The sequence below is a fragment of the Streptomyces sp. 378 genome (genome assembly GCF_030124145.1).
In the GTDB taxonomy this organism is placed as follows: domain Bacteria; phylum Actinomycetota; class Actinomycetes; order Streptomycetales; family Streptomycetaceae; genus Streptomyces.
In genome coordinates, this window is the sequence record NZ_JASKMS010000002.1 from 100,682 (window position 1) to 126,278 (window position 25,597).

General features: G+C 70.4%; 20 protein-coding genes. 10 read left to right on the forward strand and 10 right to left on the reverse strand.

Annotated features, from left to right (window positions below; genetic code table 11):
* Positions 1-137 precede the first annotated feature (137 nt).
* From QNO09_RS03335 to thpD, 5 genes are all read left to right on the forward strand, one after another.
* Positions 138-1,826 (forward strand): chloride channel protein, encoded by a 1,689-nt coding sequence (locus QNO09_RS03335; protein ID WP_283968835.1) that lies wholly within the window; start codon positions 138-140, stop codon positions 1,824-1,826.
* Positions 1,827-3,037: 1,211 nt separating this feature from the next.
* The gene (locus QNO09_RS03340) at positions 3,038-3,328 is read left to right on the forward strand and encodes a GNAT family protein (RefSeq protein WP_283968496.1); all 291 of its coding nucleotides are present in this window, start codon (positions 3,038-3,040) and stop codon (positions 3,326-3,328) included.
* Positions 3,325-4,596 carry a diaminobutyrate--2-oxoglutarate transaminase gene (gene ectB, locus QNO09_RS03345; RefSeq protein ID WP_283968497.1) on the forward strand — a complete coding sequence of 424 codons (1,272 nt, stop codon included), beginning with the start codon at positions 3,325-3,327 and terminating at the stop codon, positions 4,594-4,596. The genes QNO09_RS03340 and ectB overlap by 4 nt, the downstream gene beginning before the upstream one ends.
* Before the next feature lie 17 nt (positions 4,597-4,613).
* Entirely contained in the window at positions 4,614-4,727 is a 114-nt protein-coding gene (locus QNO09_RS03350) for an ectoine synthase (protein WP_502962236.1), read from the forward strand.
* A gap of 1 nt (position 4,728) precedes the next feature.
* Complete coding sequence (gene thpD, locus QNO09_RS03355) at positions 4,729-5,586, forward strand: ectoine hydroxylase (protein ID WP_283968498.1); 858 nt, start codon at positions 4,729-4,731, stop codon at positions 5,584-5,586.
* A 252-nt stretch (positions 5,587-5,838) separates the two neighbouring features.
* Here the strand turns inward: thpD and QNO09_RS03360 are convergent, their stop codons facing one another.
* The 3 genes from QNO09_RS03360 to QNO09_RS03370 all read right to left on the reverse strand — a co-directional run bounded on the left by QNO09_RS03360 (position 5,839) and on the right by QNO09_RS03370 (position 7,946).
* Positions 5,839-6,222 (reverse strand): STAS domain-containing protein, encoded by a 384-nt coding sequence (locus QNO09_RS03360; RefSeq protein WP_283968499.1) that lies wholly within the window; start codon positions 6,220-6,222, stop codon positions 5,839-5,841.
* Positions 6,223-6,521: 299 nt separating this feature from the next.
* Complete coding sequence (locus tag QNO09_RS03365; protein ID WP_283968500.1) at positions 6,522-7,229, reverse strand: hypothetical protein; 708 nt, start codon at positions 7,227-7,229, stop codon at positions 6,522-6,524.
* Positions 7,230-7,409: 180 nt separating this feature from the next.
* Positions 7,410-7,946, reverse strand: a complete 537-nt coding sequence (locus tag QNO09_RS03370; RefSeq protein WP_283968501.1) for a MarR family winged helix-turn-helix transcriptional regulator — start codon at positions 7,944-7,946, stop codon at positions 7,410-7,412.
* A 443-nt stretch (positions 7,947-8,389) separates the two neighbouring features.
* Here QNO09_RS03370 and QNO09_RS03375 point away from each other — a divergent pair, with 443 nt between their 5' ends.
* From QNO09_RS03375 to QNO09_RS03390, 4 genes are all read left to right on the forward strand, one after another.
* Complete coding sequence (locus QNO09_RS03375) at positions 8,390-8,911, forward strand: nitroreductase family deazaflavin-dependent oxidoreductase (RefSeq protein WP_283968502.1); 522 nt, start codon at positions 8,390-8,392, stop codon at positions 8,909-8,911.
* 534 nt (positions 8,912-9,445) lie between these two features.
* The gene (nhaA, locus tag QNO09_RS03380) at positions 9,446-10,762 is read left to right on the forward strand and encodes a Na+/H+ antiporter NhaA (protein WP_283968503.1); all 1,317 of its coding nucleotides are present in this window, start codon (positions 9,446-9,448) and stop codon (positions 10,760-10,762) included.
* Positions 10,763-10,972: 210 nt separating this feature from the next.
* Positions 10,973-12,214 carry a cation:proton antiporter gene (locus tag QNO09_RS03385; RefSeq protein ID WP_283968504.1) on the forward strand — a complete coding sequence of 414 codons (1,242 nt, stop codon included), beginning with the start codon at positions 10,973-10,975 and terminating at the stop codon, positions 12,212-12,214.
* A 247-nt stretch (positions 12,215-12,461) separates the two neighbouring features.
* Complete coding sequence (locus tag QNO09_RS03390; RefSeq protein WP_283968505.1) at positions 12,462-12,854, forward strand: hypothetical protein; 393 nt, start codon at positions 12,462-12,464, stop codon at positions 12,852-12,854.
* 68 nt (positions 12,855-12,922) lie between these two features.
* Here the strand turns inward: QNO09_RS03390 and QNO09_RS03395 are convergent, their stop codons facing one another.
* The 6 genes from QNO09_RS03395 to QNO09_RS03420 form a co-directional block, all read right to left on the reverse strand.
* A complete protein-coding gene (locus QNO09_RS03395; RefSeq protein ID WP_283968506.1) occupies positions 12,923-13,267 on the reverse strand; it encodes a hypothetical protein in 345 nt (114 codons plus the stop codon).
* 148 nt (positions 13,268-13,415) lie between these two features.
* Positions 13,416-14,849 (reverse strand): flotillin family protein, encoded by a 1,434-nt coding sequence (locus QNO09_RS03400; RefSeq protein ID WP_283968507.1) that lies wholly within the window; start codon positions 14,847-14,849, stop codon positions 13,416-13,418.
* A 107-nt stretch (positions 14,850-14,956) separates the two neighbouring features.
* A complete protein-coding gene (locus tag QNO09_RS03405) occupies positions 14,957-15,472 on the reverse strand; it encodes an NfeD C-terminal domain-containing protein (protein ID WP_283968508.1) in 516 nt (171 codons plus the stop codon).
* 343 nt (positions 15,473-15,815) lie between these two features.
* Positions 15,816-20,729, reverse strand: coding sequence for a DNA repair ATPase (locus QNO09_RS03410; RefSeq protein WP_283968509.1), 4,914 nt, complete (start codon positions 20,727-20,729; stop codon positions 15,816-15,818).
* Positions 20,730-20,862: 133 nt separating this feature from the next.
* Positions 20,863-22,896 (reverse strand): flotillin family protein, encoded by a 2,034-nt coding sequence (locus QNO09_RS03415; RefSeq protein ID WP_283968510.1) that lies wholly within the window; start codon positions 22,894-22,896, stop codon positions 20,863-20,865.
* A gap of 75 nt (positions 22,897-22,971) precedes the next feature.
* Entirely contained in the window at positions 22,972-23,322 is a 351-nt protein-coding gene (locus QNO09_RS03420) for a hypothetical protein (RefSeq protein WP_283968511.1), read from the reverse strand.
* A gap of 248 nt (positions 23,323-23,570) precedes the next feature.
* Here QNO09_RS03420 and QNO09_RS03425 point away from each other — a divergent pair, with 248 nt between their 5' ends.
* Positions 23,571-24,629, forward strand: coding sequence for a PucR family transcriptional regulator (locus QNO09_RS03425; protein ID WP_283968512.1), 1,059 nt, complete (start codon positions 23,571-23,573; stop codon positions 24,627-24,629).
* A 62-nt stretch (positions 24,630-24,691) separates the two neighbouring features.
* Here QNO09_RS03425 and QNO09_RS03430 read toward each other — a convergent pair whose 3' ends face one another.
* A complete protein-coding gene (locus tag QNO09_RS03430) occupies positions 24,692-25,264 on the reverse strand; it encodes a DM13 domain-containing protein (protein ID WP_283968513.1) in 573 nt (190 codons plus the stop codon).
* Positions 25,265-25,597: the final 333 nt, after the last annotated feature.

Sequence of the window (25,597 nt, forward strand, 5' to 3'; positions counted from 1 at the left end):
GTACGGAAGGGGCAGCAATGCGCATCAGTCAGGCGGTCACAGACCACCAGCCCACGAAGCGATGGACCGGGACCGCGCCGAGCGGTCCCCGACCCCCGCGCCCCCTGGGTGGTCTGGGCTCCGCGCCCTGGGCCCTGATGGTCCTCGCCGTGGTCGTCGGCGCCGGGGCCGGCGGGGGCTCGGTCGTCTTCCGCTGGTGCATCGAGACCTTCACACGCCTGTTCTCCGGCCATGCCGACTACGCGGCCTCTCCCGGCTCCGGGAATCCGTATGTGCCGTGGCTGGGTCCGTACTTCGTGCTCCTCGTCCCCGTCCTCGGCGGCCTGTTGTACGGACCGCTGGTGCACCGGTTCGCCAAGGAGGCACGGGGGCACGGCGTGCCCGAGGTGATGCTGGCCGTCGCCCAGCGCGGAGGCCGGATCAGCCCCAAGGTCGCCGTCGTCAAGACGCTCGCCTCCGCCCTGACCATCGGATCGGGCGGCTCGGTGGGCCGTGAGGGGCCGATCGTGCAGATCGGCTCGGCGCTCGGCTCGACGCTGGGCCGGGTGACGAAGGTGACCGAGGGCCGGATGAAGCTTCTGGTGGCCTGCGGCGCGGCGGGCGGCATCGCCGCCACCTTCAACGCCCCGCTGGCCGGCGTCTTCTTCGCCATGGAGCTGATCACGGGCACCTTCAGCACGGAGGCTTTCGGCGCGACGGTGCTGGCCAGCGTGACGGCAAGCGTGATCGGCAGGGCGGCCTTCGGGGACGTGGCCTTCCTGAGCCTGCCCGACTTCCACGTCGACCACCTCGTCCAGTACGGACTGTTCGCCCTGCTGGGCATCGTCGCCGCCGTGATCGGGGTGGGTTTCGCCCGGTTCCTGTACGCGGTCGAGGACGCCTGCGACTGGCTCTGGCGCGGTCCGGAGTGGCTGCGTCCGGCGGTCGGCGGGCTGCTGCTCGGCCTGGTGCTGCTCGCCTTGCCGGAGATGTACGGCGTCGGCTACCCGGTGCTGGAGAAGGCCACAGGCGGCGGTTATGCCGTCGGGTTCCTGCTGGTGCTGCTGGCGGGCAAGATGCTGGCGACGAGCCTGACCATCGGCATCGGGGGTTCCGGTGGGGTCTTCGCACCCAGCCTGTTCATCGGGGCGATGCTGGGCGCCGCGTACGGCATCGGCGCACATGATCTGTTGCCCGGGACGGCCGGGGCGGTGGGCGCGTACGCGCTGGTCGGTATGGGCGCCGTCTTCGCCGGCGCCGCCCGTGCGCCGATCACCGCCGTGGTGATCCTCTTCGAGCTGACCGGCGCGTACTCGATCATCCTGCCGCTGATGCTGGCGATCGTGCTCGCCACCGCCACCAGCCGCCTGCTGTCGCACGAGACGGTGTACACGCTGAAGCTGCGCCGGCGCGGTATCGATCTCGACGGCCCGGCGCCCGGGGCGCGCATCGGCTCCCAGCAGGTCGGCACCGTCATGGAGCCCCTTCCTTCACCCCTGCCGTCATCCGCGTCACTCCCCGACGCCGCGCACCTGTTGAGCCTGTCCGGCCACGGCGCGCTACCGGTGGTGGACGAGGCCGGAGCCTACGTCGGAGTGGTGACCGCCCAGGCCGTTGCCGAGGCCCTGGCCGAGCAACCGCAGGCCCCGCCCGCACGGGTCGGGCAGCTCGCCGAACCACCGGCAGCCGTCGTCGCGGACCAGCCCCTCGCACAGGCGCTGCACGCCCTGCTGTCGGCGGCGGGCACCGGGGTTCCGGTGCTCGACCGCGCGCACGGCGAACCTGTCGGCTGGCTCAGTCACCAGAGCGCCCTGCGCGCGGTGCAGGCACAGGCGGCGACCGCCTGACGGCGCGCCCGGCCGGCGTCGGCTCAAGGGCTCCACGACGTACGTAAGGGGCGACTCCCGGCCGTCGGCTTCGGCTTCGGCTTCGGCTTCGGCTTCGATTCCATAACGGTGAAGGACATGGAATGGTTCCGCAGAGCAAAGCTTGCATAGGCTCAATATGGCCCCGGGCTGAGGGCCCGGCCCGAGCGTCTTGAGGGCCGACCGCGAACGAACGTCCGGAGAGGTCCACCGCGTGACGCATACCGGCAACGCGCCCCTCAGAGGGTTCCCGTCCGGAGGGCGGCGGCGCCCCCTCCGGGGGTGCAGACCCTTCATGAGGCGATCTCCACAAAGCCGGGTGCCTGTCGACTGCGGTCAGAGAAGACTTGGCCACTGACCCGACGGACAGGGGTGTGCTCGCAGCCGGAAACTCTCGTGTCTCTCGTGCATTGGTTCTCACATTTCCGGGGCTCGGAATCGAGATGCATTGTCGCCGCTCGAAAACGTGGTCAAACAAATTCGGGATTCCGCACGGCAGGGAACTCGTGCCACCGAGGGAAAGAACCTTTACCAGACCCACCTGAGGGCTGAAATACCGTTCCTCCATGTCGAGCGGTCACGCGCCTTAACACCCGCAGGAATGCGGGGCCCGCCACGTGACATCGCCGCGGGCATCGACCTAGCGATGCGGTCCGCCACCCGCGAGACGCGGTCCGCACGGGAGGTATCGGACGAGGTCATGAGGCTCGACCGGGTCGCGTCATCGAGTCCGGCCCACCCGAGGAGCTCCTCGGAGATCCGGGACGAAAGCGGACCCATGAATTCCTCAGGACGGTTCGCCGAGCACTCGGCCGCCCCTATATGAACGGCCACACGGCCCCGGTGGACTTCCTGCCGGAGTCATGCAGCGCGCACCCATTCTCGGCCGCACGAGAACATGATCCCGACCCTTTCCGTTCCCCATAAGGAGTGCGTTAAACGAGCGGATTGCCGGATCGTTATCGCAGCGTAACGCGCCACAGCGATGCCCGAAATGCCGCCCCGCTATGCCCCTCTTTGGCTGGTTCCCGGCCGCCACCTGACATCGGGGATAAGAGTGTTGTGAGAGATTCATGCGCTGCGCATTTCAACTTCTCCATCTAGGTTTGTCACTCATGAAAGTCAGCAAGGAAACGGATTGGTCCTGCCAGGTATCGACGCTCGGCTCTCCCGATACTGCTGACGGTGCCGCGATGTGGCGCATCGCTGGTGATACGGGGGTGCACGACCTCGACTCCTCGTCCCCCTATCTGCTGTGGCGCCGCGACTTCTCCGGCACCTCCGTCGTGGCGCGTGACGGACATGGCCGCACCCCCGGATCCATCACCGGATACCTACCGCCCGAGCACCCGCAGACCTCGGTCGTGCGGCAGGTGGCATTCGACGAGGACCTGTTCCCCAAGGGTCTCGGACATGAGCCCGAGGTCCTGTACCGCAACGACCCGCCGACCCGGCCCAACTCCCCGAAGGACGTACCGCAGTGACTGTCACCCAGCCTTCCCTGTCCGTCTTCGAGACGCTGGAGTCCGAGGTCCGTAGCTACTGCCGCGGTTGGCCCGTCGTGTTCGATCGGGCCCAGGGCAGCCGGATGCACGACGAGGACGGTCGCGCCTACCTGGACTTCTTCTCCGGTGCCGGAGCGCTCAACTACGGGCACAACAACCCGGTGCTCAAACGCGCCCTGCTGGACTATCTGGAACGCGACGGTGTCACCCACAGCCTGGACATGAGCACGTCCGCGAAGCGGGCCTTCCTGGAGCGCTTCCAGGATCTCGTGCTGCGCCCGCGCGGCCTGGCCCACAAGGTGATGTTCCCCGGTCCCACCGGCACCAATGCCGTGGAGGCCGCGCTGAAGCTGGCGCGCAAGGTCAAGGGCCGGGAAGCGATCGTCTCGTTCACCAACGCCTTCCACGGCATGTCCCTCGGCTCGCTGGCCGTGACCGGCAACTCCATGAAGCGTGCCGGCGCGGGGATTCCGCTGGTGCACGGCACCCCGATGCCGTTCGACAACTACTTCGACGGCCGTGTCCCCGACTTCCTGTGGTTCGAACGGCTGCTGGAGGACCAGGGATCCGGGCTCAACCAGCCCGCCGCCGTGATCGTCGAGACGGTCCAGGGCGAGGGCGGTGTCAACGTGGCCCGCCCGGAGTGGCTTCGCGCTCTGGCGGACCTGTGCGAGCGGCGTGACATGCTGCTGATCGTCGACGACGTCCAGATGGGCTGCGGGCGGACGGGAACGTTCTTCTCGTTCGAGGAGGCCGGCGTCACCCCCGACATCATCACCCTGTCCAAGTCCATCGGCGGCTACGGCCTGCCCCTGGCCCTGACCCTCTTCAAGCCCGAACTCGACGTCTGGGAGCCCGGCGAGCACAACGGCACCTTCCGTGGCCACAACCCCGCGTTCGTCACGGCGACGGCAGCCCTGGACACGTACTGGACCGACGGCGACAGCATGACGAAGCAGACGATCGCCCGCGGGGAGCAGACCGAGGCCGCCCTGCGCGAGATCGTCGCCGAGCACCCGGGTACCGGCGCCCGCCACCGGGGCCGGGGGCTGGTGTGGGGCCTGGAGTTCGAGGACAAGGGGTGGGCGTCCCGGGCATGTGCCCGCGCCTTCGAACTGGGCCTGCTCGTCGAGACCTCGGGCCCGCAGGACGAGGTCCTCAAACTGCTGCCCGCGCTGACCATCACCACCGACGAGCTCGACGAGGGCCTGCGCATTCTCGCCCGGGCCGTCCGCCAGACCGCCTGACGAGAGACGACGACACCATGATCGTGCGATGGCTGACGGACGTCGAAGGCGGCGTCTTCAACCCGCCGGTCACCGGCCGTGAGGTGCACGACGAGAACGGCGTCCACCCCTTGCGTACGGAAGGACCCTGACATGACCGACCTCTACCCGACCCGCGGTGCCGCCGAGGTGGTGACGCCCCGCCAGGACCCCGTGCTCTGGGGCGAGCCCTCCGAAGACCTGCGCGGCTTCGAACGGGACGGCTTCCTCACCGTGGACCAGTTGCTCACCCCGACCGAGGTACTGACCTACCGGGACGAACTGAAGCGGCTGATCGCCGATCCGGCAGTGATCAACGACGAGCGTGCCATCGTCGAACCCTCCTCCAAGGAGATCCGCTCGGTCTTCGAGGTCCATCGCATCAGCGAGGTCTTCGCCCGACTCGTCCGCGACCCAAGGGTCGTGGACACCGCTCGGCGGATCCTGGGCTCCGACGTGTACGTCCACCAGAGCCGGGTCAACATCAAGCCGGGCTTCGGGGCCAGTGGCTTCTACTGGCACTCCGACTTCGAGACCTGGCACGCCGAGGACGGCCTGCCCCGGATGCGCACGGTCTCGGTGTCGATCGCGCTGACCGAGAACCGTGACACCAACGGCAGTCTGATGATCATGCCGGGCTCGCACCGGACCTTCCTCGGCTGCGCCGGAGCCACGCCGAAGGACAACTACAAGCGGTCGCTGCGGATGCAGGAAGCGGGTACCCCCTCGCCCTCGGGGCTGACCGAGATGGCCGTCGAGCACGGCATCAAGCTCTTCACCGGCCCCGCCGGCTCGGCCACCTGGTTCGACTGCAACTGCATGCACGGATCCGGGGACAACATCACTCCCTACCCGCGCAGCAACGTCTTCATCGTCTTCAACAGCGTCGACAACCAAGCGGTGGAACCCTTCGCCGCGCCGGTGCGGCGACCGGAGTTCATCGCGGCCCGCGACTTCCTGCCGGTGAAGTAGCTTCTCCCCCGGCAGTCCCAGGCACGGGGTTCGACAGGGGCGACGGGCGGATGCCTTCCGGGCGTGCGCGGCCCTTGAGGGCCTCCCCTTCGGCCGGGCCGGGGGGCGCCACCGCCCGTGTCCGCACGGCCGCCCTCATCACGGCCCTGCGGACCGCGTGCGTCGCCGTGGGTCACACCGGTGGCCGACAGGAACTGATCCGTACCGTGCACCGCCGGGGCTACCCGTTCGTGGCCCCGGCGACGGCCGCAGTCAGGAGATGTCCCCCAGAGCCAGATGGGAGGTCAGACCGGCTCGGTCGGCAGCGGATCGGAGCACCGGGCTGGCGCTGGTGAACAGCACGTCGACATCAGCCAGGGGCAGGGTCTGGCGAAGGGCCAGCAACGTGTAGAGCCCTGGGGTGTCACAGAAGGTGATCCCGGACAGGTTCAGCACCAGCAAGCGTGCGGTCGAGTGGGCGGCGATTACGGTCAGATCCTCACGCAGTACCGGCGCGGTGTCGGCATCGAGATCTCCCGTGAGGTGCAACACCAGTCGCGGCGGAGCCCCTTCTCCGACCTCCCGATGGACGGACAGTCTCGACGACAATGCCGTCTCCTGGGGCTCTTGCGGCAAGGTCGACTCGTCGCCACCCACCGGCGCGGCATCGACTGTCTCGTCATCTTGCGGGGCGGGGTGAGGTGGTGGCATCGGCTTTCCGGATCGGCTCGGCAACAGTTGCCGACCAGGCTTCCCGGCGCTCCAGGAAGCACCAGCAGTGCCTCCACGCGGTCATCTTTGCACAGGGCAAAGACCACATCAACCTTCTGCGGAAAGTTTTCGACCCACAGGGTCGACCCCTCTTCCAGGAGGTCGCCCCACCGAACTCGCCGCCTCGCGGATCACGCCCCCACGCCCACGTCACGCCGCCTGCGGGGGTGCCGACCGAAACCCGATCAACAGGGGCCGTCCCGTCGGCGGGTGGACGGGACGGTCATCCGGTAGGAGCGCACGACCGCGACGACCGTTGCCGCAGCGAGAGCGGCCACCCACCCGGTGAGGCCGAGCAGCGCACGCAACGCCCCCAGGCCCGACCCGACACCGCGCGGCGGTACCCGTCCCTGTGGGTCGTAGACGACGGCAAGGGCGTCGCCGGGGCGGGTGGCCTGCCCACATCCGCGCCAGACTCGTACCGCCAGAGGCACCCCGCGCCGGTCGGCCACGGAACAGAGATAGCGGCCACGGCCTCCCCGCTCCACCCCGGCGTCCCGCACCGACGTCACCACCACGGACTGCACCCGGCCCTGTTCCGCCAGGACGACGCCGGCGGCGGCCTGCGGCGCCTGCGCCGCCAGGCTCACCGCGAGCACGACGACGACGCCCACCAGCGCCCGGCCCGCCCGCACCACGATCAGGTGGACAGCGAGAGCGAGCGCACACACCAGGCCGACCGCGCCGTCGGTCAGCTCGGGACGCCCCGTCCAGGCGCCGAGGACAGACGTGCCGACGATGCCCAAGACGGCCGACAGGGCCACGAACACGCCCTCTGCGACCAGCCACCACGGCGGGAAGCCGACGAACTCGGCAGGCCCCCACACGGTGGCCCGCACATGCGCCATCAGCTGGGGCTCGACCTCGCGTGGCGAGCGACGCCACCAGCGCATGCGTCACTCACCCTTCCCGTCCCTGTGCGGACCTCCCGTGCCTGTGGGGAGAACCGCGTTCGCATTTTTCTTGCATTATGCAAAACGCAGCGGACTCCGTGAAGAGCGGGAAGGGCGGAAAGGTCCGCCCTTGGACCAGCGCGGCTTTCGACCGGCGCGGGGCGAAGGCGGCCGGGTGACTTACGCCTCGCGGGCCGCTGCCGCGTCCGCTCCCCAGCCGAGCGGATGCGGCTCCGGATCGTCCGCATCGGGAGCGGGCGGCTCCCCTCCCGCCTCGTTGAAGGCGCCCAACGCCTCGACGAGCGCCAGTCGCTGTGTCGGCCTGAGCCGTGCGACGATCCCGGCGATCTCCTCACGTCGCCGGGCGGTGACCTCCTCGACGGTGCGCCGCCCCTCCTCGGTCAGCTGCAGCAGGGTCTCGCGGCGGTTGCCGGGGTTGGTCTGGCGGTCGGCGAGCCCGGCGGCGATGAGCCGGTCCACCATGCGCATGGCCGTCGAGGGTGCCACCTGGAGCAGGTCTGCCAGGGCGACCAGTTTGGTCGCCCCGCGGCTGGAGAGCACGACGAGCATCCGGAACTGCGCGAGGGTCACTCTCTCCTCGACCGCGGCGATCGAGCGGGCGGAGACGGCCACCAACAACCGGGACGCGGTCAGCACCGCTCGGGTGACCTCGTCGACATCGTCCATCGCCCCCACTGGGGTCTCGTGCTGCGGCATACGTCCTTTGTATCGCGCCGAAGCACCTGCTCACTCACATGTCGCGAACAGATTTTCCCTTCTCATGACCATGGAAGGGTAGCCGGGGTATGGCGGCGTCGTCGTGTGGAGGTCCTGTGGTGTGCCGTAGGAGGTCCTCCCGCAAGGCTTCGAGAGCCGGCTGCGCGTCGAATGCTGATCAGGAACGCCCGGTCGGCGAGCGGGTAGAGGCCCTTGCTCATCCCGGGCGTCACTGACGCCGTCGGTGTACAGCAGGTGCCGCCAGGCTGGAAGTGGACCCGGTAGGGCTCGGGCCCCTCCGTACCGTGGACCCCGCACCGAGCGGCAGCGCATAGGCGGGCGGCCTCGGGAGCCGTCTTCCCCATCCGACGCCCGCATATTTGGACTATGCAATGGTTGAGGTCGAAGACCGGCACCTCCGACGACACTCCTGGAAGGCTACGATGCCCCACAGAGAGACCCCCGAGACCAGATCCCCCCTCCCGACCGGCTGGCGGCGCCTGGCCGCGCGGGCACCACTCTTCCTTTTCCGTGTCGGGCTCGGGCCGGTTCTCGGCAAGCGGTTCCTCCTTCTGCACCACGTCGGGCGCAGGACGGGTCTCGACCGCCACGTCGTCCTCGAGGTCGTGTCACGTGAGGCCGTGCCCCCCGGCTGGACCGTCGCCTCCGGCTTCGGTCCCGGCTCGGACTGGTACCGCAACCTGCGCGCGCAGCCGAAGACCGTGGTCCAGGTCGGCAACCGCCATCACGCGGTCACCGCCCGCTTCCTCTCCCCCGACGACGGCGCCCGGATCATGGCGGACTACTCCCGCCGGCATCCCCGCACGGCCCGCCGCCTCTGCGCGTTCATGGGCCTGCCCGCCGACGGCAGCGAGACGTCGTTTCGCGACGCCGGCCGGGCCATACCGTTCGTCCGCCTCGAAACTGCCGATGGGCCCCGCCCGCAGAGCCGCGGACGTAGGTGACCTCCTGGGCCACACGGACTGGCGATCTTATTTTGCATTATGCAATGATCCTAGGGGGCCGAGTCGACGGCCGGTCGCCGTTTCGGCGCCCAGGAGTGAAGTTGGCACGCTTGATGTGGCACGGAACAGCACACTGGCCGTCGGCAGGCCCTCACCCGAACCGGCCAGAAGGGGAAGCGGCGGGCACTGCGCCCCCGCCCGAGCCCACCGGCCCACCGGACCCGAGAGCGTCCGGCTGAAGTGCGCCACGCAGGGACTGCGGCCCGGCCCCTGAGCGAAGCCATATGAGGACTCCCGGCCCAAGGCCGAGGGAGGGTCCGTGCACACCCCGCGCCTTGGTTGTGGACGGACCCTCTCGTGGTGCATGGCGGCAGATGAGAGGCCGCCTGGTGTGGTCACGTTGCAGGCGGTTAGGGTGTTCGGAAGGCGTCAGCGGCCCGCTCGAAGCAGGCGCCGCACGCTGGGTGTGCCGGGAAGTCTGGTCGGCGTCGAAGGGGCACATGCCCTCATGCCGATGCCCCGGAGGTCCGTCTGATGGCTGCTGCCCCGCGCGAGCGTTCCACCTTCCTCGGCCTTCTGCCGTGGCCGGAGCGGGCGGCGGTGGCCCAGGCCCTGCGGACGGAGACAGTCGGCGGACTGGTCCTGCTGGCCGCGGCTGTGGTGGCGCTGGCGTGGGCGAACACTCCATGGAGCGGCACCTACGAGAAGATCCGCGATTTCCACTTCGGCATCGGCGCGCTCGGCCTCGACCTGTCGGTTCAGCACTGGACCGCCGATGGTCTGCTCAGCGTCTTCTTCCTGGTCGCGGGTATCGAGCTGAAACGCGAGCTGGTCGTGGGCTCGCTGCGTACGCCCGCCACGGCCGCGCTGCCGGTCGTCGCAGCGCTGTGCGGCATGCTGGTGCCGGCTGCCGTGTACGCGGCCACCGCCGAGGTCGGCGGAGGCAGCCTGGAGGGCTGGGCCGTGCCCATGGCCACCGACATCGCCTTCGCCCTCGCGGTCCTGGCCGTCCTCAGCACCCACCTGCCCTCCGCCCTCCGCGCCTTCCTGCTCACCCTCGCCGTCGTCGACGACCTCGGCGCGATCCTCGTCATCGCGGTCTTCTTCCCCAGTGATCTGAACTTCCCCGCCCTCGGCGGAGCCGTCGCCGGACTGGTCGTCTTCTCCATACTCCAGCGGTACCGCGTACGTGGCTGGTGGTGGTACGTACCGCTCGGCATCACCATCTGGGCCCTGATGTACAACGGAGGCGTCCACGCCACCGTCGCCGGGGTGGCCATGGGCCTCATCCTGCGCACCACCCTCGACAAGGGCGAGGACGCCTCCCCCGCCGAGCGGACCTCCCACCTGCTGCACCCGGTCTCGGCGGGAGTGGCCGTACCCCTCTTCGCTCTCTTCGCCGCTGGCGTCGCGGTCTCCACCAGGTCGCTGGGCGAGGTGTTCACCCAACCGGAGCCGCTCGGCGTGATGCTCGGCCTGGTCGCCGGAAAGACCCTTGGCATCTTCGCGGGCACCTACCTCGCCGCGCGCTTCACCCGGGCCCGCCTCAACCCCGACCTGGCCTGGGCCGATGTGTTCGCCCTCGCGGTGCTCGCCGGGATCGGTTTCACCGTCGCCCTGCTGATCGGCGAACTCGCCTTCCCCGACCCGGCCGCAGCCGAGCGCATCAAGGCCGCTGTGCTGCTCGCCTCCCTGATCGCCGCGGCCGTTGCGGCGCTGCTGGTCAAGCGCCGCAACGGGATCTACCGCCGCTTGTGGGAGGAAGAGACGCGGGATGAGGACGCCGACGGGATCCCCGACATCTACCAGCGGAGCAGCCCCGGCCGCGGCAACGTCACGGGCGACGGCTGATGAGGACGGCCCTAGGAGCACGGGATCTCGCCGATCCTCGCCCCTTCGTGACCACGGACAGGCCGGATTCCGGCAATGCCGAGGGCGCCGGAGTGTGTATCGGGTACCTGTCAGCGCAGTGCAAGGAACGTGTAGGGTCCCCACTGGTGTGCCGGGAAGCCTGGTCGGCGATATGAGGACAAGTCTCTTCGTCGAGCGGGGGTTTCGGTCATGGTTCTTGTCGTGGTCTTCGGGGTGGCGCTGCTGATCGCGGTGCTGCTGTCGGGGCTCGCCGCCCGGACCGTCCTGTCCACCTCGTTCCTCTTCCTGGTCGGCGGGGCGCTCGTCAGTGACGGCTTCCTCGGGCTGATCCACATCACGCCGGACAGCGACATCGTGTCCGTCACGGCCGATCTGGCGCTGTTCGCGGTGCTGTTCACCGACGGCATGCACGTCTCCTTCCCCAAGCTGCGGGAGAACTGGCGCAACCCGGCCCGCGCGCTCGCGCTGGGCATGCCGCTGGCGTTCGTCGGCATGGCGCTGATCACGCACTACCTGGTGGGCCTGGACTGGACGACGTCCTTCCTGGTCGGCGCCGTCCTCGCGCCGACCGACCCGGTGTTCGCCTCGGCGATCGTCGGGCGCAAGGAAGTCCCGTCAAAGCTGCGGCAGTTGCTGAACGTGGAGAGCGGTATCAACGACGGGCTCGCTCTGCCGCTGGTCCTCATTCTCATCGCCGCGGCCGGTCCGACCTCCGGGCACGCCGAGGCGTCCCCGGGGAAGATCGCGCTGGAGCTGGTCCTCGGACTCGTCTTCGGCCTCGTACTCCCCTTCGTGGTGATCGAACTCGTCCGGTTCCGCCTGTTGGGCGCCGAGCCCAAGCTGCAGCCGTTGCTGCCCCTGGCGATCGGCGTGATTCTGTACGCGACCTGCCACCTCACACACGCCAACCCCTACCTCGCCGCGTTTTCCGCGGGTGCGGTGCTCACCGCCCGCTCACCGGAGGCGAAGAAGGCGTTCGAGCCGCTCGGGGAGGCGCTGGCGGAGCTGGCCAAGTTCGCGGCGCTGCTGGTCTTCGGCGCACTGCTGACACCGCAGCTCTTCGGCGACCTGTCCTTCGGCGGCTACGTCGCGGTGGTCCTGGCCATCCTGCTGATCCGGCCGGCCTCCCTGCTGTTGTCGCTGCTTGGCACCCGCTTCACCCGTCGGGAGAAGCTGGTCGCGGCCTGGTTCGGGCCGAAGGGCTTCGCGTCGGTGGTGTACGGGCTGCTCGTGCTGCAGGCCGGGATCCCACATGGCGGGACGGCGTTCACACTCATCGCCGTGTGCATCGCCTTCTCGATCATCGCGCACAGCTCGACCGACGTGCCGATCGCCCGCATGTTCCGCGTCGAGGACCTCGCCGGAATCCCCGCAGGACGCGAGGACACCGACGAGCACTCCAAGGAGCCCCCCGCAGACGCCCGCCGATGACCTCGCCGAGCCATGACCGACGCGTGCCCGTCCAGGCCGCCGCACCGGAGACGGTCCCTCGTGGTGCGTGAACCTGCCGCCCTTGACGGGTCCTCAACCGGGACGAGTACGGCCCGAACGCGCAGACGACGCTCGGCATGCCCCTCTTGCCCGCTCCAGCGGCGCGGCGCTGCGACTCCGTGCCCCCCACGTCGCCGTCCTCAGCGCCACGTCCTGTCGTAGAGTGCGCCGCCACACAAGGAGAACCATGACCGTCACCAAGCTCGTGAGAACCACCCTCGCCGCCATGCTTCTGGCCTCGGTCACCTCCTGCGGCGCGGCGGCCGTACCGGACGCCCCGGCGGGCACCCCGACCGGCTCGGGGCCCGCCGAGACCCCTCGCTCGGCGAACCCCGAGCCGGTCACGGCCACCATGCCGGACGTCATCGGCGGCAACGCCGGGCGTGCGTACGAGCAGTTGGGCTCCACACTCGACATGGCCTTCAAGGACGCGAGCGGACAGAGCCGTTCGGTGGACGACCCGTCGGCGTGGAAGATCTGCGACTCGCAGCCGGGACCGAACCAGCAGATCATCGATTACCCGGTGGTCTTCGACGTGATGAGAGTTACGGAGAGCTGCAAGGACGCGGTGCCGGAGTGACATTCCGAGGTCTCCGGCGTCCCGCTGCGATCTGCGTCGAGGGTTTCGCCACAGCAGGCGGGCGCGGATCAGCACGGCCCGCTACCGTTGCCGACCGCCCGGTCCCGCACCACCTGTCGGTGGAACCACTCGCCCAGCCGCGAGCCGGCCATGAGCCCTGCCACGAACATCAAGAGCCCGACCTGCACGACGGAGGTGAGGAGACCGGCGCCCGCGGTGTCCAGGTCGCTCCACCGCAGCAGCGGGCCTGACAACCCGCCGAGCCAGAACACCAGCACGGCGACTCCCCGGACGCGGATGCCCCACGGGCCTGTACGACGTCGGACTCGCTCCGGCGCCCAGCCCCGCAGCGAGGCGATGGCCAGCGGCAGTGCGCATGCCGACCAGCCGATCAGCCAGATCCAAAGGAACACAGCTCACACTCCCGTACGGAAAGCCCGCCCGGCGGCGGAAGAACGTGCACGGTCACCCCCGGTGCGGCGACTCCAGCAGGGCGCAGTCGCACACAAGCCCGGGCGGTGTCAGGACCGCCCGGGCTCGTACGTCAGCACAGGGGCGACGTCAGCCGGTGATGTCGACCTTCCCGTTGGCCTCGGTGGGCACCGTGGTCGTGGGCTGGGACGCGCCGGTCCGCTGGGTGATGCCCTTCAGCAACTCGGCAAGGTCGACCCCGGTGGTGGAGCTGAGCAGCTCGACCCCCTGGGCGACGTTGTCGGCGACCGTACGCGAGAGCTGGCTCGCCCCGTCCGTCGAGATCACCGTCATCTTGTCGATCGCGCTGAGCGGCTCGGATGCCTTGGCAACGACCTGCGGCAGCACCTCGACGAGCATCTGGAGCACGGCCGCGTCCCCGTACTGGGCGAACGCGTCGGCCTTCTTCCGCATCGCCTCGGCCTCGGCGGAACCCTTCGCACCGATCGCGGCCGCCTCCGCCTCACCCTCGATGCGTACGGCGTCGGCGAGCGCGGCGCGGTGTGCCTTCTCGCCCTCACCGGTCAGCCGGGACCGCTGCGCGTCCGCCTCGGCTTCCTTGACCTGCGCGACCCGGCGGGCCTCGGCCTCCTGCTCGGCCTGGTAACGGGCGGCGTCGGCGGGCTTGCGGACCTTGGTGTCCAGCTCGCGGTCGGTCAGCGCGGCCTGCCGCTGGGCGACCTTCTCCTGCTCGGCCAGCACCTCCTGCGACCGGGCGGCCTCGGCCAGCGGGCCCGCCGCCGCGGCACGCGCCGCCGCCTCGTCCGTCTCGGCCTTGATCTCCGCCGTCTTCAGGGCGAGGGTCCGCTGGGCGATCGCGATCTCCTCCTCGGCCTTGAGCCGGGCCTGCTCGGCTGCGCGCCGGGCCACCGCCTCGGCGATGTCGGCCTCCTGCTTGGCGCGGGCGGCCTCGGGCCGGCCCAGGTCCTCCAGGTAGGAACCCTCGGTGGTGATGTCCTGGATCTGGAAGGCGTCGAGGACCAGGCCCTGCCCGGACAGACTCGCCTCGGCCTCCTCCGCGACCTGCCCGGCGAATGCGGCACGGTCCCGGATGATGTCCTCCACCGACATCCGGCCCACGATGGAGCGCAGCGCGCCGGAGAGCACCTCCTGGGTGAAGCCGACGATGCCGTCCTGCTGCATCAGGAACCGCTGGGCGGCCGCGCGGATCGAGTCCTCGGTACCGCCGACCTTGACGATGGCGACGCCTTCGAGGTTGGCCTTGACGCCGCGCAGCGTGACCGCGCCGCGCACCGCGATCGGGATGTGCCGGCTGGACAGGTCGAGGGTGAACTTCTGCTGCACGAACGGCACGACGAAGACTCCGCCACCGACCACGACCTTCTGACCGCTGTTGTCGGTGAACACCCGGCCGGTCTCCGGGTCGGTGGCCTGCTTGCCGCGCCGGCCGGTGATGATGAACGCCTCGCTCGGGCCGGCCACCTTGTAGCGGGTGATCACGACGAGCCCGAGCAGGACAAGGAGTACCACGACTCCTGACACGGCGATGACGACTGAACTCATGATGTCTTCCCCTCAGCCCTCCCAGGGGACGGCAGATCGATGTGGGTTCATGTGGAGGAAAGCGCGCCGGTGTGTCGGCGCCTGCTGTGAGTTGCTGTGAGGCGGGGTCAGCGTTCGACCGGGCGTACGGAGACCGCTGTCTGCGACAGCGCCTCCTCCACCCAGACCTCCGCGCCTCGCGACACCGGCATCGGGCTCTTCGCCGCGAGCTTCACCGGCTGTCCGGCCCGGTACACCAGCACTTCGCCGTAGCCGCCGGCCGGAATGGACGTCACCACGGAACCCGCGGCCCCGATCAGATCGTCGCCGCGCGGGGCGGCACCGGAGCGGTCGTTCAGCAGCGCGCGGCTCAGGCGGTACGCGAGCCAGCCCGTGGCGGCCCCGGCAGGCACTCCGATCGCGGTGGCGCCGACCGCGCCGAGCCCGGTGGCGCCCATGGCGATCGCGCCGGAGAAGCCGAGCATGGACAGGAACCCGGCGATGACCGGAAGCGACAGCCACCCCTCGAAGAGGCCGTCCAGCGCGTCGACGCCGTCGAAGAGACCCTCAAGGACACCGTCGAAGACGAGGGACAGGCCGAGGAGTACGACTCCTGCGATGCCGAGAGCCAGAAACCAGGCCACCCGCACTCACCGCCTCTCCTCACTGTCCTTCCGGTAACCGCATGTTCACATGCGGGCGCCGACAAAACACTGCCAGGGTCCGGCAATCTTCACGCTCACTTGATGCCGTTCTCTGCACAGCTTCGTTGTCGACGGTGTGGCGCGGACGACCGGTGGGGTGGCGCAGAACCGGCGACCGGCCCGAGTACGGTGCCCACCGGGCGGGCCTCCGCGGGGCCGCCGACGGCGAAGGGACGCAGGAGCAGTGCCGCCGGCAGCCCTCACCCGCACGCGCCCGGTGACGGGCCGTGGCCGCGTCGGGCCGCTGCGGGAGCGGTGACGCGCGACGGGAGCGGGTACCACCTCACTCCTCCTGCGGCTTCGAGGCCGGGCGAGCCGCGTGGCGGGCAATGGGGTTGGCCTTCAGATGGCGTGGATCGGCGGCGCGGTTGATCGCCGTCTCCACGGCCGCGATCCGGTCGGCGAGCAGCCCGAGGGTGGCGACCGCGCGGGTGACGGGGTCGTCGTCCGGTCCGCCCAGAGTCCGGGTGCGGACGTACACCGCCTTCAGTTCGGCCCAGCGCTGCGCTTGTTCGTCCGTCAACGTGCCGCGCAGTTCCGCCAGTTTCAGCAGGTTCGCCTCGGTTCCGGTGGTGAGGGTCTGGGCCTCGGCCGTGTAGTGGTCGTCGATCAGCGCGGCCAGCTCTCTGTCGTTCATGACGGGCTGGACCCGCTGGGCGATCTTGTTCATGTTGCGGTACGAGCCCTGGAGCTGGAAGGGCGGTTCGGTGCGGGTGGCGTCCGACCGGCCGGCGGAGGCGATGTAGGCGGCGTTCACGGCCAGCACCGTCTCGCGGGCCGCGAGCAGGTGGCGCAGGACTGCCAGGATCCGCTCCAGCTCGGCCGGGGCGTAGGGGTGGGTCAGCCGGTCGGTGTGGGACGTCGGGTCGCCCTCGGCCAGGCGGATCAGCAGGTCGAGGTCTGCGCGGTCGCGGCCGGCGAGCGGGGCGAGTACCGGGTTGGCGGTGAGCGCGTTCTCGATGAAGCTGTGTGCGAAGGCGTTCTCCTTGCCGGTCAGGACGTCGCCCAGGTTCCACACGTCGGCGCGGTTGGCGAGCATGTCGGGGACGCGGAAGCGGCTGCCGGACTCGGTGTAGGGGTTGCCGGCCATGCACACGGCGAAGCGCTTGCCGCGCAGGTCGTAGGTGCGCGGCTCGCCGTCCCGTACGCCCTCGATGCGGCGGGTGGCGTCGCACAGCGGGATGAACTTCTGCAGCAGTGCGGGCGAGGTGTGCTGGATGTCGTCCAGGTACAGCAGCGTGTTGTTGCCCGTCTCCAGCGCGAAGTTGATCTTCTCGACCTCCTGGCGGGCGGTCGCGTTCGGGGCCTGTGCCGGGTCGAGGGAGGTCACCGCATGGCCGAGCGCGGGTCCGTTGACCTTGACCAGGATCAGGCCGAGGCGGTCGGCGACGTACTCCATGAGCGTCGTCTTGCCGTAGCCGGGCGGGGAGATGAGCAGCAGGAGGCCGCCGGTGTCGGTGCGCTTGGTCTCGCCCGTGGTGCCCAGTTGCTTGGCGAGGCTGTCGCCGACCAGCGGCAGGTACACCTCGTCGATCAGCTTGCCGCGCACGAACGCGGACATCACGGTCGGCCGGTACTCGTCCAGGCGGAGGCGGGTGCGTTCGGCGGTCACCAGCGCCGCACGGCGCCGCTGGTAGGCGTGGTGGGCGGGGACTTCCCGGGTGCGGAACTCCTCGGTTCGGGCGAGGAATTCGTCGACGCGGATCGTGAGACTTCGGCCCCTGATGCGCGGGTGGGTGCCCAGCAGCCCTTCGACGCGGCGGGTCAGTGCGGCGCCGGACTCGTAGCGGGGCAGGCCCGCGCAGAGCTCGGCGGCCACCGCCTCGGCCAGGTCGCCAGGGGTGATCTCCGTGCCGGTCGTGGTGGTGTACGACGTCAGCCACGCCTCCACCAGCTGCCTGCGTGCGGCCGGGTCGGTGAGGGCGGTGAGGTCGTCGTCGTAGGCCGACGTGCCCACCGCGCGGCGGAACGTGTCGAGCAGGGTGCGGGTGCCGGCGCTGATGACGAAGCCGTCGGGGCCGCTCGTCAGTTCCTCGAAGAGGTAGGCGGCCGCCGCTCGTGTGCCGGTCGCCTCCGCCAGTTCGGTCACGAGGTCGTCGATGGCGGGCGGGAGCCCGAACGTGTCCCGGGCGCGTGCCAGCGAGACCGCCCGCCGGGTCCAGCTCTCGCGCTCCTCGGCCGTGGTGGCGTGCGCCCAGAAGAGATGGGCGGTGGCGCGTGCGGCGGGCTCGTGGCGGAGCAGGCCGGCGCCCTCGTGCAGCGGCAGAAGTGCGGCGAGGATCGCGGTCGCGTCGTGGTCGTGCACGCCGCGCTGGTAGCCCTCGTCGTACGCCGCCTCCGCCGCCTGCCGGACGACGGCGGGCAGGTCGGCCTCCGCGAGCGCGGCCGGGCCGTGTTCGTCCAGGAGACGGGCGGCGAGGTGCTCGGCGCGGTAGACCTCCGGCGATTCGGACGGCAGCGGACGCTCCCAGTACGGCCGGGTTGCGGCGAAGTCGGGGTCCGTGACCGGCGAACGGTAGTCGGTGCCGGTGAGTGTGAAGGCGAGGGTGTCGCCGTGCGGGACGAGGGTGAGGTCGAGGGGCTGGGTGTTGACGGCGAAGTGGTGGGTGCCCAGGCGGAGGGTGCGGCCGTCGTCGGTGTACAGGTCGGTGCGGTCGCGCAGGGCGCGCAGGGCCTCCTGCCGGGCGGCCTTGAGGCGGCCGTGCACTTCCTCCGCCCTGACCTGGTCGCCGAGTGCGCGCAGTTCGTCGGCGATGCGCCGGACCTTGGCGGGCATCGGGTCGGAGGTGAAGTACACGGCGATCGCGTCCGCGTCGGCGAGTGTGCCGGTGCGGCGGGCGATCGTCCGCAGGACGCGCCTCGCCGAGTCGGCCAGGCGCTCGGTGCGGCGGGCGCGGGCGTCGGCGAGGGTCTGCTTGTGTGCGGAGAACGTCTCGTGGACCTCGTCGCGCTTGTCGGCCAGCTCGCCGAGGAAGTCGTCGAACTCGGCGAACCTCGACTCCAGGTTCTCCACCCGCACCAGCATGCGGGCGAGTTGCTCGTCGCACTCCTCTGGGCTGTCGGCAGCGGCGAGTGCGCCGATGACGGCCTGACCGAGCAGGGCGAACTCGGCGCCGAACTCGGCCCGCCCCTCTCGGTCCAGGAGTACGCGGCGGCTGCCGTCGAGCGTGGCGCGGGCGCGGTTGACTCCGCCGAGGACCTCGGCGATCCGTTCCAGGACGGCCGTACGGACGGTGGCGTCGCCGATGTCGAGGCCGGCGACGACCTCGGTCACCGTGCGCAGCCCGTCGGCCAGTTCGTCGAGGCGGGCGGCGACGGGCGCGGCTTCGGCGACGGTGGCGATCGCCTCGGCGTCGGCGGCGATCTGCTCGATGGCGGCCCGCTGGTCGGCGAAGGCGTCCTCGCGGGCGAGGTGGGTGACGGCCCGCCGCCCGAAGGCGGCGAGGTCGGCCTCGGCGTCGGCGGCGAGTTCGTCGAGGCGGGCGGTGTCGGCGTACCGCATGTCCTTGAGGGTGAGCAGGTGTCCCTGGGCGTGGCGCAGTTCGGTCAGGCCGGTCACCCAGGCGGCGGCGCTGCGCGGGGTCTCGCCGCGCAGGCGCCGAACGACCGCCGCTACCCGTGCGGCGGCTTCGGCCAGCGCGTCGGCGGCCCGGCGGGTGAGAGCCTGCACGGTCTCGAACTCGGCCAGCACCTGTTCGGCGGTCGTCCGCACCCGGGTGAGCGGCTCGTGCAGATCGCCGAGTTCGGGCTCGCTCAGCCAGTGGTGGGCATCGGTGGCCCGGACGCAGGCGGCGGCCAGCGCCTGGTACACCTCGCTCGTCGGGGTGGTGTCGGTGACGGCGCGGGTGATGGACAGGCAGTCGGAGATGCCACGGACGAGGTCGGCGTTCCCCACACGGGCCATGGGGTCTCCCCTGCTCGCACCACGTTGAGAGTTCGGGGAAGGGCCGGTGCCTGGCGGCTGGGCAGCGGCGTGGGTGTCGGAGACGTACGGGGAGTTCCACAGCTGGACGGGGTGAACGCGCCGCGGTTCGTCGGTGTCGACGCGCAGGAGCACCAGCGTGCCGTCGGCGAAGTGGGCCCAGCCGTGGCAGGACAGCGGGCTGGCGACCTCCTTGCGGATCATGTTGTACGGCAACAGCAGACTGCGGCCGTCCACGCGCGCGTGGAAGGTGAAGAGGACGTCCTCGCCGTTGGGCGAGCGGACCATGCTCTCGAATTCCAGTCCCTCGGTGTCGAGCCCGTCGAACGTCTTGTGACCGCCGGTGGCCAGGCAGTATCCGCCGGGGAAGACGATGCCCTGGTCCTCGGGCAGCCGACGGCACGCCTGCCCTATACCGTCGAGGCGGACGACGCTCTTGGTGAGCGTGTTGAAGACCAGATAGCGGTGGACGTCCTCCTTGTAGGGGAGGACGTCCACCAGGATGAGGGCGCCCACGCGCGCGTACGCGATGTCCGCGTCAGCGAGGGACTGCAGCGGCTCGGATACCGGCTCGGCGTAGATCCCCTCGTCCGTCTCGGTGTTGTTCTCGATCTTGACGGTCAGGGTGCCGCCGACGGTCCCGACGAAGACCTCGCCCTCGATGGAGACGTGGGGGTGGCGCCCGAGGACGTGGTGCTCGCGGGTCGCCGGCGTCCATGCGAAGTCGTGGGAGGGCGGGAAGACGTGATCGCGCTCGCCACGCGCGTCCAGGAAGGACGCACGGCCGTCGTCGGACAGCGCCCAGCGCAGCACGCGGATGTCGCCGGCCTTCTCCCCCGTCCGGAAGACGGCCAGCAACTTCTCGTCGACGCGGCGGAGTCGCAGGAGGTGAGCCTGCCGGTAGTAGCGGTGGAGGGCGGCGAACTCCCGGACCAGGGCCGGGTCGTCGAGCAGGCCCGGCACGGCGTCCTCGGGCAGCCGGTTCAGGTCGCGGTCGTACAGGGCGAAGACGTCGCCCACCGTCGTCTCCGGCTTGAGTGCGAGGAAGACGTTGCGGCCGAAGAGCAGCGTGTCGCCGACGCAGACGATGTCGCGGGGCACGCAGGTGTGCTCGGTGCGCAGCCGCTCGGTGCTCGTCAGCTCCAGCCGGGTGGAGCCGAACTCCTCGATCCGCCGGGCGTTGAGCGCCGTGGCGCGGCGGGCGAGCTCGGCGGCCTGCGCGGTGAGCCGGTCGCGCAGCACCTCGTACGTGCCGGTGTCCAGACCGGTGGTCATGGGGTCCCTCTCGGAGGTCGGGGAAACGTGGTCCGGAGCTGCCGTCCCCTGTGCGGCGGCTCCGGACCACGGGCCGGGGTCGGGCCGTGGCGGCGGGCCGGGTCCTGGCATGCCCGTCAGGACCCGGCGACGGTCAGGCCCTGACGCTGCCGTTGACAGCGCTCAGCGAGGTGTCGGCGAGACCCAGCTCGCCGGCCTTGTCCAGGAGCTGCCGGAACTGTCCGGCGTTCGCACCGCCGTTCTTCATGAGCTGCATCAGCAGGGCGGAGACGGTCAGGTTCTGCACGTCGGCCGTGGAGACCGAGCCGAGGACGCGGCTGAGGTCGTCGGTGAAGCCGGAGGTGCCGTCCAGCCAGGGCTTCGCGAGCGCCTGGGCTGTTTCGGAGTGCTGGACGAACCCGTCGACGCTCTTGCCGAGTGCGATCGAGGACACGAGCCGGTCGAAGAAGACCGAGTCCCCGCCGACGATGTCGATGTCGGCGTTCTCCAGCCCGGTGGCCAGCACCGTGGCCTGTGCCTCGGCGACCTGGCGCTGCACGTCCAGCCCCGCGAGGCGGATGTCCTTCTCGGCCTCCAGGCGCAGCCGGTACTCCTCGTGACCACGGGACGCGTCGTCCAGGGCGGCCATCGCGGCCGCCTTCTCGGTGAGACCGGCGGCCTCGGCCTTCAGCTTCCCGCTGATGCCCTCCGCCTCGGCCAGCGCCTTGGCCCGCGCCCCGTCCGCTTCGGCACGCAGCCGGGCCTGAGTCGCCTCCGCCTCCGCGCGCCCGGCCTTCTCGATGACCTCGGCCTCCTTGTCGCGCACCCGCACGGCCGCGAGGCCCTCGGCGGCGACCTCGGCCTGGACGCCCTCGGCGAGCCGGAGCTTGGCCTGCGCGTCGAGGTCGGCGCTCTTCAACCGGGCCTCGGCCAGAGTGACTTCCTCGGCGGCACGGTGGACAGCGGCCTGCTCGGCGGCCTCGGCTGCCTTGATGTCCTTGACCAGCTTCTCCTGCGCCTCGGCCTCGGCGGCGATGATCACGGCCTGCCGACCGCGCTCCGCCTCCTCCACGGCCCGCAGCTTCTTGATGGCCTCCTCCTGCTCGGCGACCGTACGGTCCACGGCGACCCGCTCACGGATGACCTCGGCGATCTCCCGCTTCTCCGCCTCGACCTCCTTGGCGGCGGCGATCTGCGTCAGCTGGGTCTCCCGCTCCCGCGCGATGACCTCGAGCTGCCGGTCCTTCTCGATGCGCTCGTTCTCGATGGCGATGACCCGCTCGCGGTTCTTCGCGGCGACGGCGACCTCGCGGGCCTGGTTCTCGCGCTGGATGCCGAGCTGCTCCTCCGTCTTGAGGAAGGCGCCCTGGGAACGCAGCCGCTCCTCCTCCGTCACCCGAGCCGTCTCGGCTTCCTCACGGGCCCGTACGGTGTCGATCTCCCGGCGCTGCTTGATCTCGGCGTCGGCCTGGCGGCGCTCCAGCTCCAGGATGGCCTCGCGGGCGTCGACGTTCTGCCGGGTGATCTCCTTCTCCTCGGTGCGCCGGGCCTCGTTGGTGCGCACGTGCTCCACGGCCGTCAGTTCGGTGATCTTCCGGATGCCCTGGGCGTCGAGGACGTTGGCCGAGTCGAGCTGGGAGAGCGGCGTCTGCTCCAGGTAGTCGATCGCCGCGTCCTCCAGGTGGTAGCCGTTGAGGTCGATGCCGATCAACTCGATGATCTTGTAGCGGAGTTCCTCGCGCTTGGTGTACAGGTCGGTGAAGTCCAGCTGTTTGCCGACCGTCTTCAGCGCCTCGGAGAACTTCGCGTGGAACAGTTCCTGCAGCGTGTCCCGGTCGCTGGCCCGCGCGGTGCCGACGGCCTGGGCGACCTTGATGACGTCCTCGACGGTCTTGTTGACCTTCACGAAGAACGAGATGCGGATGTCCGCACGGATGTTGTCCCGGCAGATCAGCCCGTCCTTGCCGGCCCGGGTGATCTCGATGGTCTTCACCGAGATGTCCATCACCTCGGCCCTGTGCAGCACCGGCAGCACGACCTGCCCGGTGAAGGTCACGTCGACCTTGCGCAGCTTGGAGACGATCAGCGCCTTGCCCTGCTCCACCTTGCGGAACAGCTGGGAGACGACAGCGACGACAACGAGGCAGACGGCGACGAGCACGCCGATGCCCACGAGCATGGCAACCATGGCATACGTCCTTGAGGCGTAAGGGAGTTGAGCGTGAGGAAGAAGGCCGGAGGTGAGATCCGGCGGCGTAGGGGCTCAGGCGGCGCTGTCCCGCGGCCGGTCCACGGCGGCACGGTGGGCAAGCCCATGGGGATCGCGGCTCCCGGTACCTCGTAGCCCGATGCCGCCGTCCGTGCGAGCCTCGCTCAGCACGGACAGCGCGGGTTCGTCCGGGAAGAGGCGGTGCAACGGCCGCACGATCAGACAGGCCGTGGCCCAAGCGACCAGCAGAGCGGGCACGACCACGCGCGGCAACCCGGTGAAAGGCCCCGGGGACGCGAGAACGGCGCCCACGGCGGCCGGGAGCCAGAAGCGGACGGCCACGACGAGCGCAGCGGTCAGCGGGAGCGTGGGCAGGCCCGTGGCCGCCACCAGACAAGTCCGCATCTCTTGATCCCCCTCTCCGCACGCGACGCGCATCAGTCGTCCCCGACGGCGCACGGTCGTTCCGGGCGCGGTGCCGGACACCTGCCGGTGTCCGGCACCGCAACCATCCGCCGTGCCCCCCGCGAGCCATGCTGCACGACGCGACCCCGGCCGCGCATTGCCGGTTCCCGGCAGTGTTCACTAAGGTCTGCATGCCGGTGTCCGCTAGCGGATCCGTCACCGGCGCGTCGAAAAATCCGGGGGACGACATGACAGAACGGGAACATCCCGAGCAGTATCTGGACGGTTACGCCGAGATCCTGACCGAGGTGTCGGCCACGGGGCGACGCCTCACCCGGGACGAGATCGCGTCCCGCCGCGCCCTGGGCGAGCAGGCCGCCGAGGCCGGCCACGGGCTGCGCGCCCTCGTCAGCGCGCATCTGACCACTGCCCGCACGGCCTGGCCGGGACCGTCCGGCTCCGCCGACGGCGCGCTTGCCGCCGTGCAGCAGGTCATCGACGCCTTCGCCGAGGGCTACGAACGCGCCCAGTTGGTCGCCGTGCGTCAAGAGGAGGCCGCCCGCCGGGAGTTCATCGACGACCTCCTCTACGGCCGCAGCGACCTGGGCCGCCTCGCCGAGCGCGCCGAACGCTTCGGGCTGCGCCTGTCCCACGCGCACGCCGTCGCCGTCGCGCAGGGCGCCGCCGCCTACGACGAGGGCGCCCCGGTGCCCCGGCAGGTGGAACGGGCGCTCATCTCCCGTTTCGGCGATCGCAGTGTCCTGCTCACCACCAAGGACGGCCGGCTGCTGTGTATCGCCCCCGGCCACCAGGACGAGGTACTCGCCTACTTCGCCAAACAGGCGCACGCCGCCACCGACGGTGGCCGGGTCGCCATCGGCCGACCCCAACCCGGCCCCGGCGGCGTCGTCCAGTCCTACGAGGAAGCGCTGGGCGTCCTCGAACTCGCCGAGCGCCTCGGCCTGGACGACCCCGTCCTGCGCTCCGCGGACCTGCTGGTCTATCCCGTCCTCACCCGTGACCGTCAAGCCATGGCCGACCTCGTCGCCGGCACTCTGGGCCCGCTCACCACGGCCCGCGGCGGCGCACAGCCCCTCCTGGCCACTCTCACCGCCTACTTCGACTCCGGCTGCGTCGCCGCCGAGGCCGCCCGCCGCCTCTCCCTCAGCGTGCGCGCCCTGACGTACCGCCTGGAACGCATCCACCAACTCACCGGCGCCCACCCCGCCGACCCGGCCCACCGCTACATGCTCCAGACCGCGGTGATCGGCGCACGACTGCTGGACTGGCCGGCCGGCGATCTCTGACACCGCCCGCCGTCACCGCCCTGGGCTGATGGCCGGCGAGGCGAGAAGGGGCCGCACCGCTGTCAGGCGCGGGCGAGGTCGGCGGCGCCGAATGAGACGTCGAACCGGTCGCACCAGATGCTCACGCTGCGGAAACCCGACGGATCCACGTCAGCGGGCAGGGCGTAGTTCTGGCTTCCCTTGTTGCCCTTCAGCTTGCCGAGGCTGACGTACTTCCCGTCGTCGAAGACATGCCACCCTGCCTTGCCCTGCAGCACCTGCGCGTCGGTCAGCCAGACACGCAGGTCCGGTCCGTTGCTGGTGTCGAGGTTCTCCAGCCGGACGACATGGGAGCCGTCAGCCAGCCGTACGAGCTTCACCGTGCCCGATGTCGTGTGCTCGTGGCTGATCAGCTCACCATGGGCCAGCACCCGCGGGCCGGCGGCCGGGGAAGGTGGCGCGGAGGTCTCCTCCGAGGGCGCCGCGGGAGGAGGAGTGGACACTTCCGCGACCTCGGGCAGGGCCTCTTGGACGGTCTCGTCCTGCCACAGCTTCCAGGGCTGAAACCAGTACAGCCCGAAGCCGACTGCGCCGACCGCCACCACTACCATCACGATGACCCACGGCCCGGTCATTGCCTTCCGCACGCGCCCCATCCCCGCTCGCCTCCTGAGAATTTCGTGTCGAGCTCCCATTCAACTGGATCGGGTGGCCGTTCCCACCCCGCAGCCGATGACGGAATCCTTACGTCGCACCACCGGCCACGGTGCGCTCCTGCCGGGGGCCGGTGATATACGGAAGGGCTCACCGGAGCGAGAGATCTCCAAGCGGTGGGCACCGGCCGTCACAGGAGTGCCGGGCACGCCGCTGTGCGCCTCGAACGCCTGCCACCGTCCACAGCGAGGCGAGCACGATCGCGACCTGCCGGGCGAGGCTTCAACGCGGTGTTCGAAGGCCATACTTGCTCGTGGGAGCGCCATTGCGGGGTG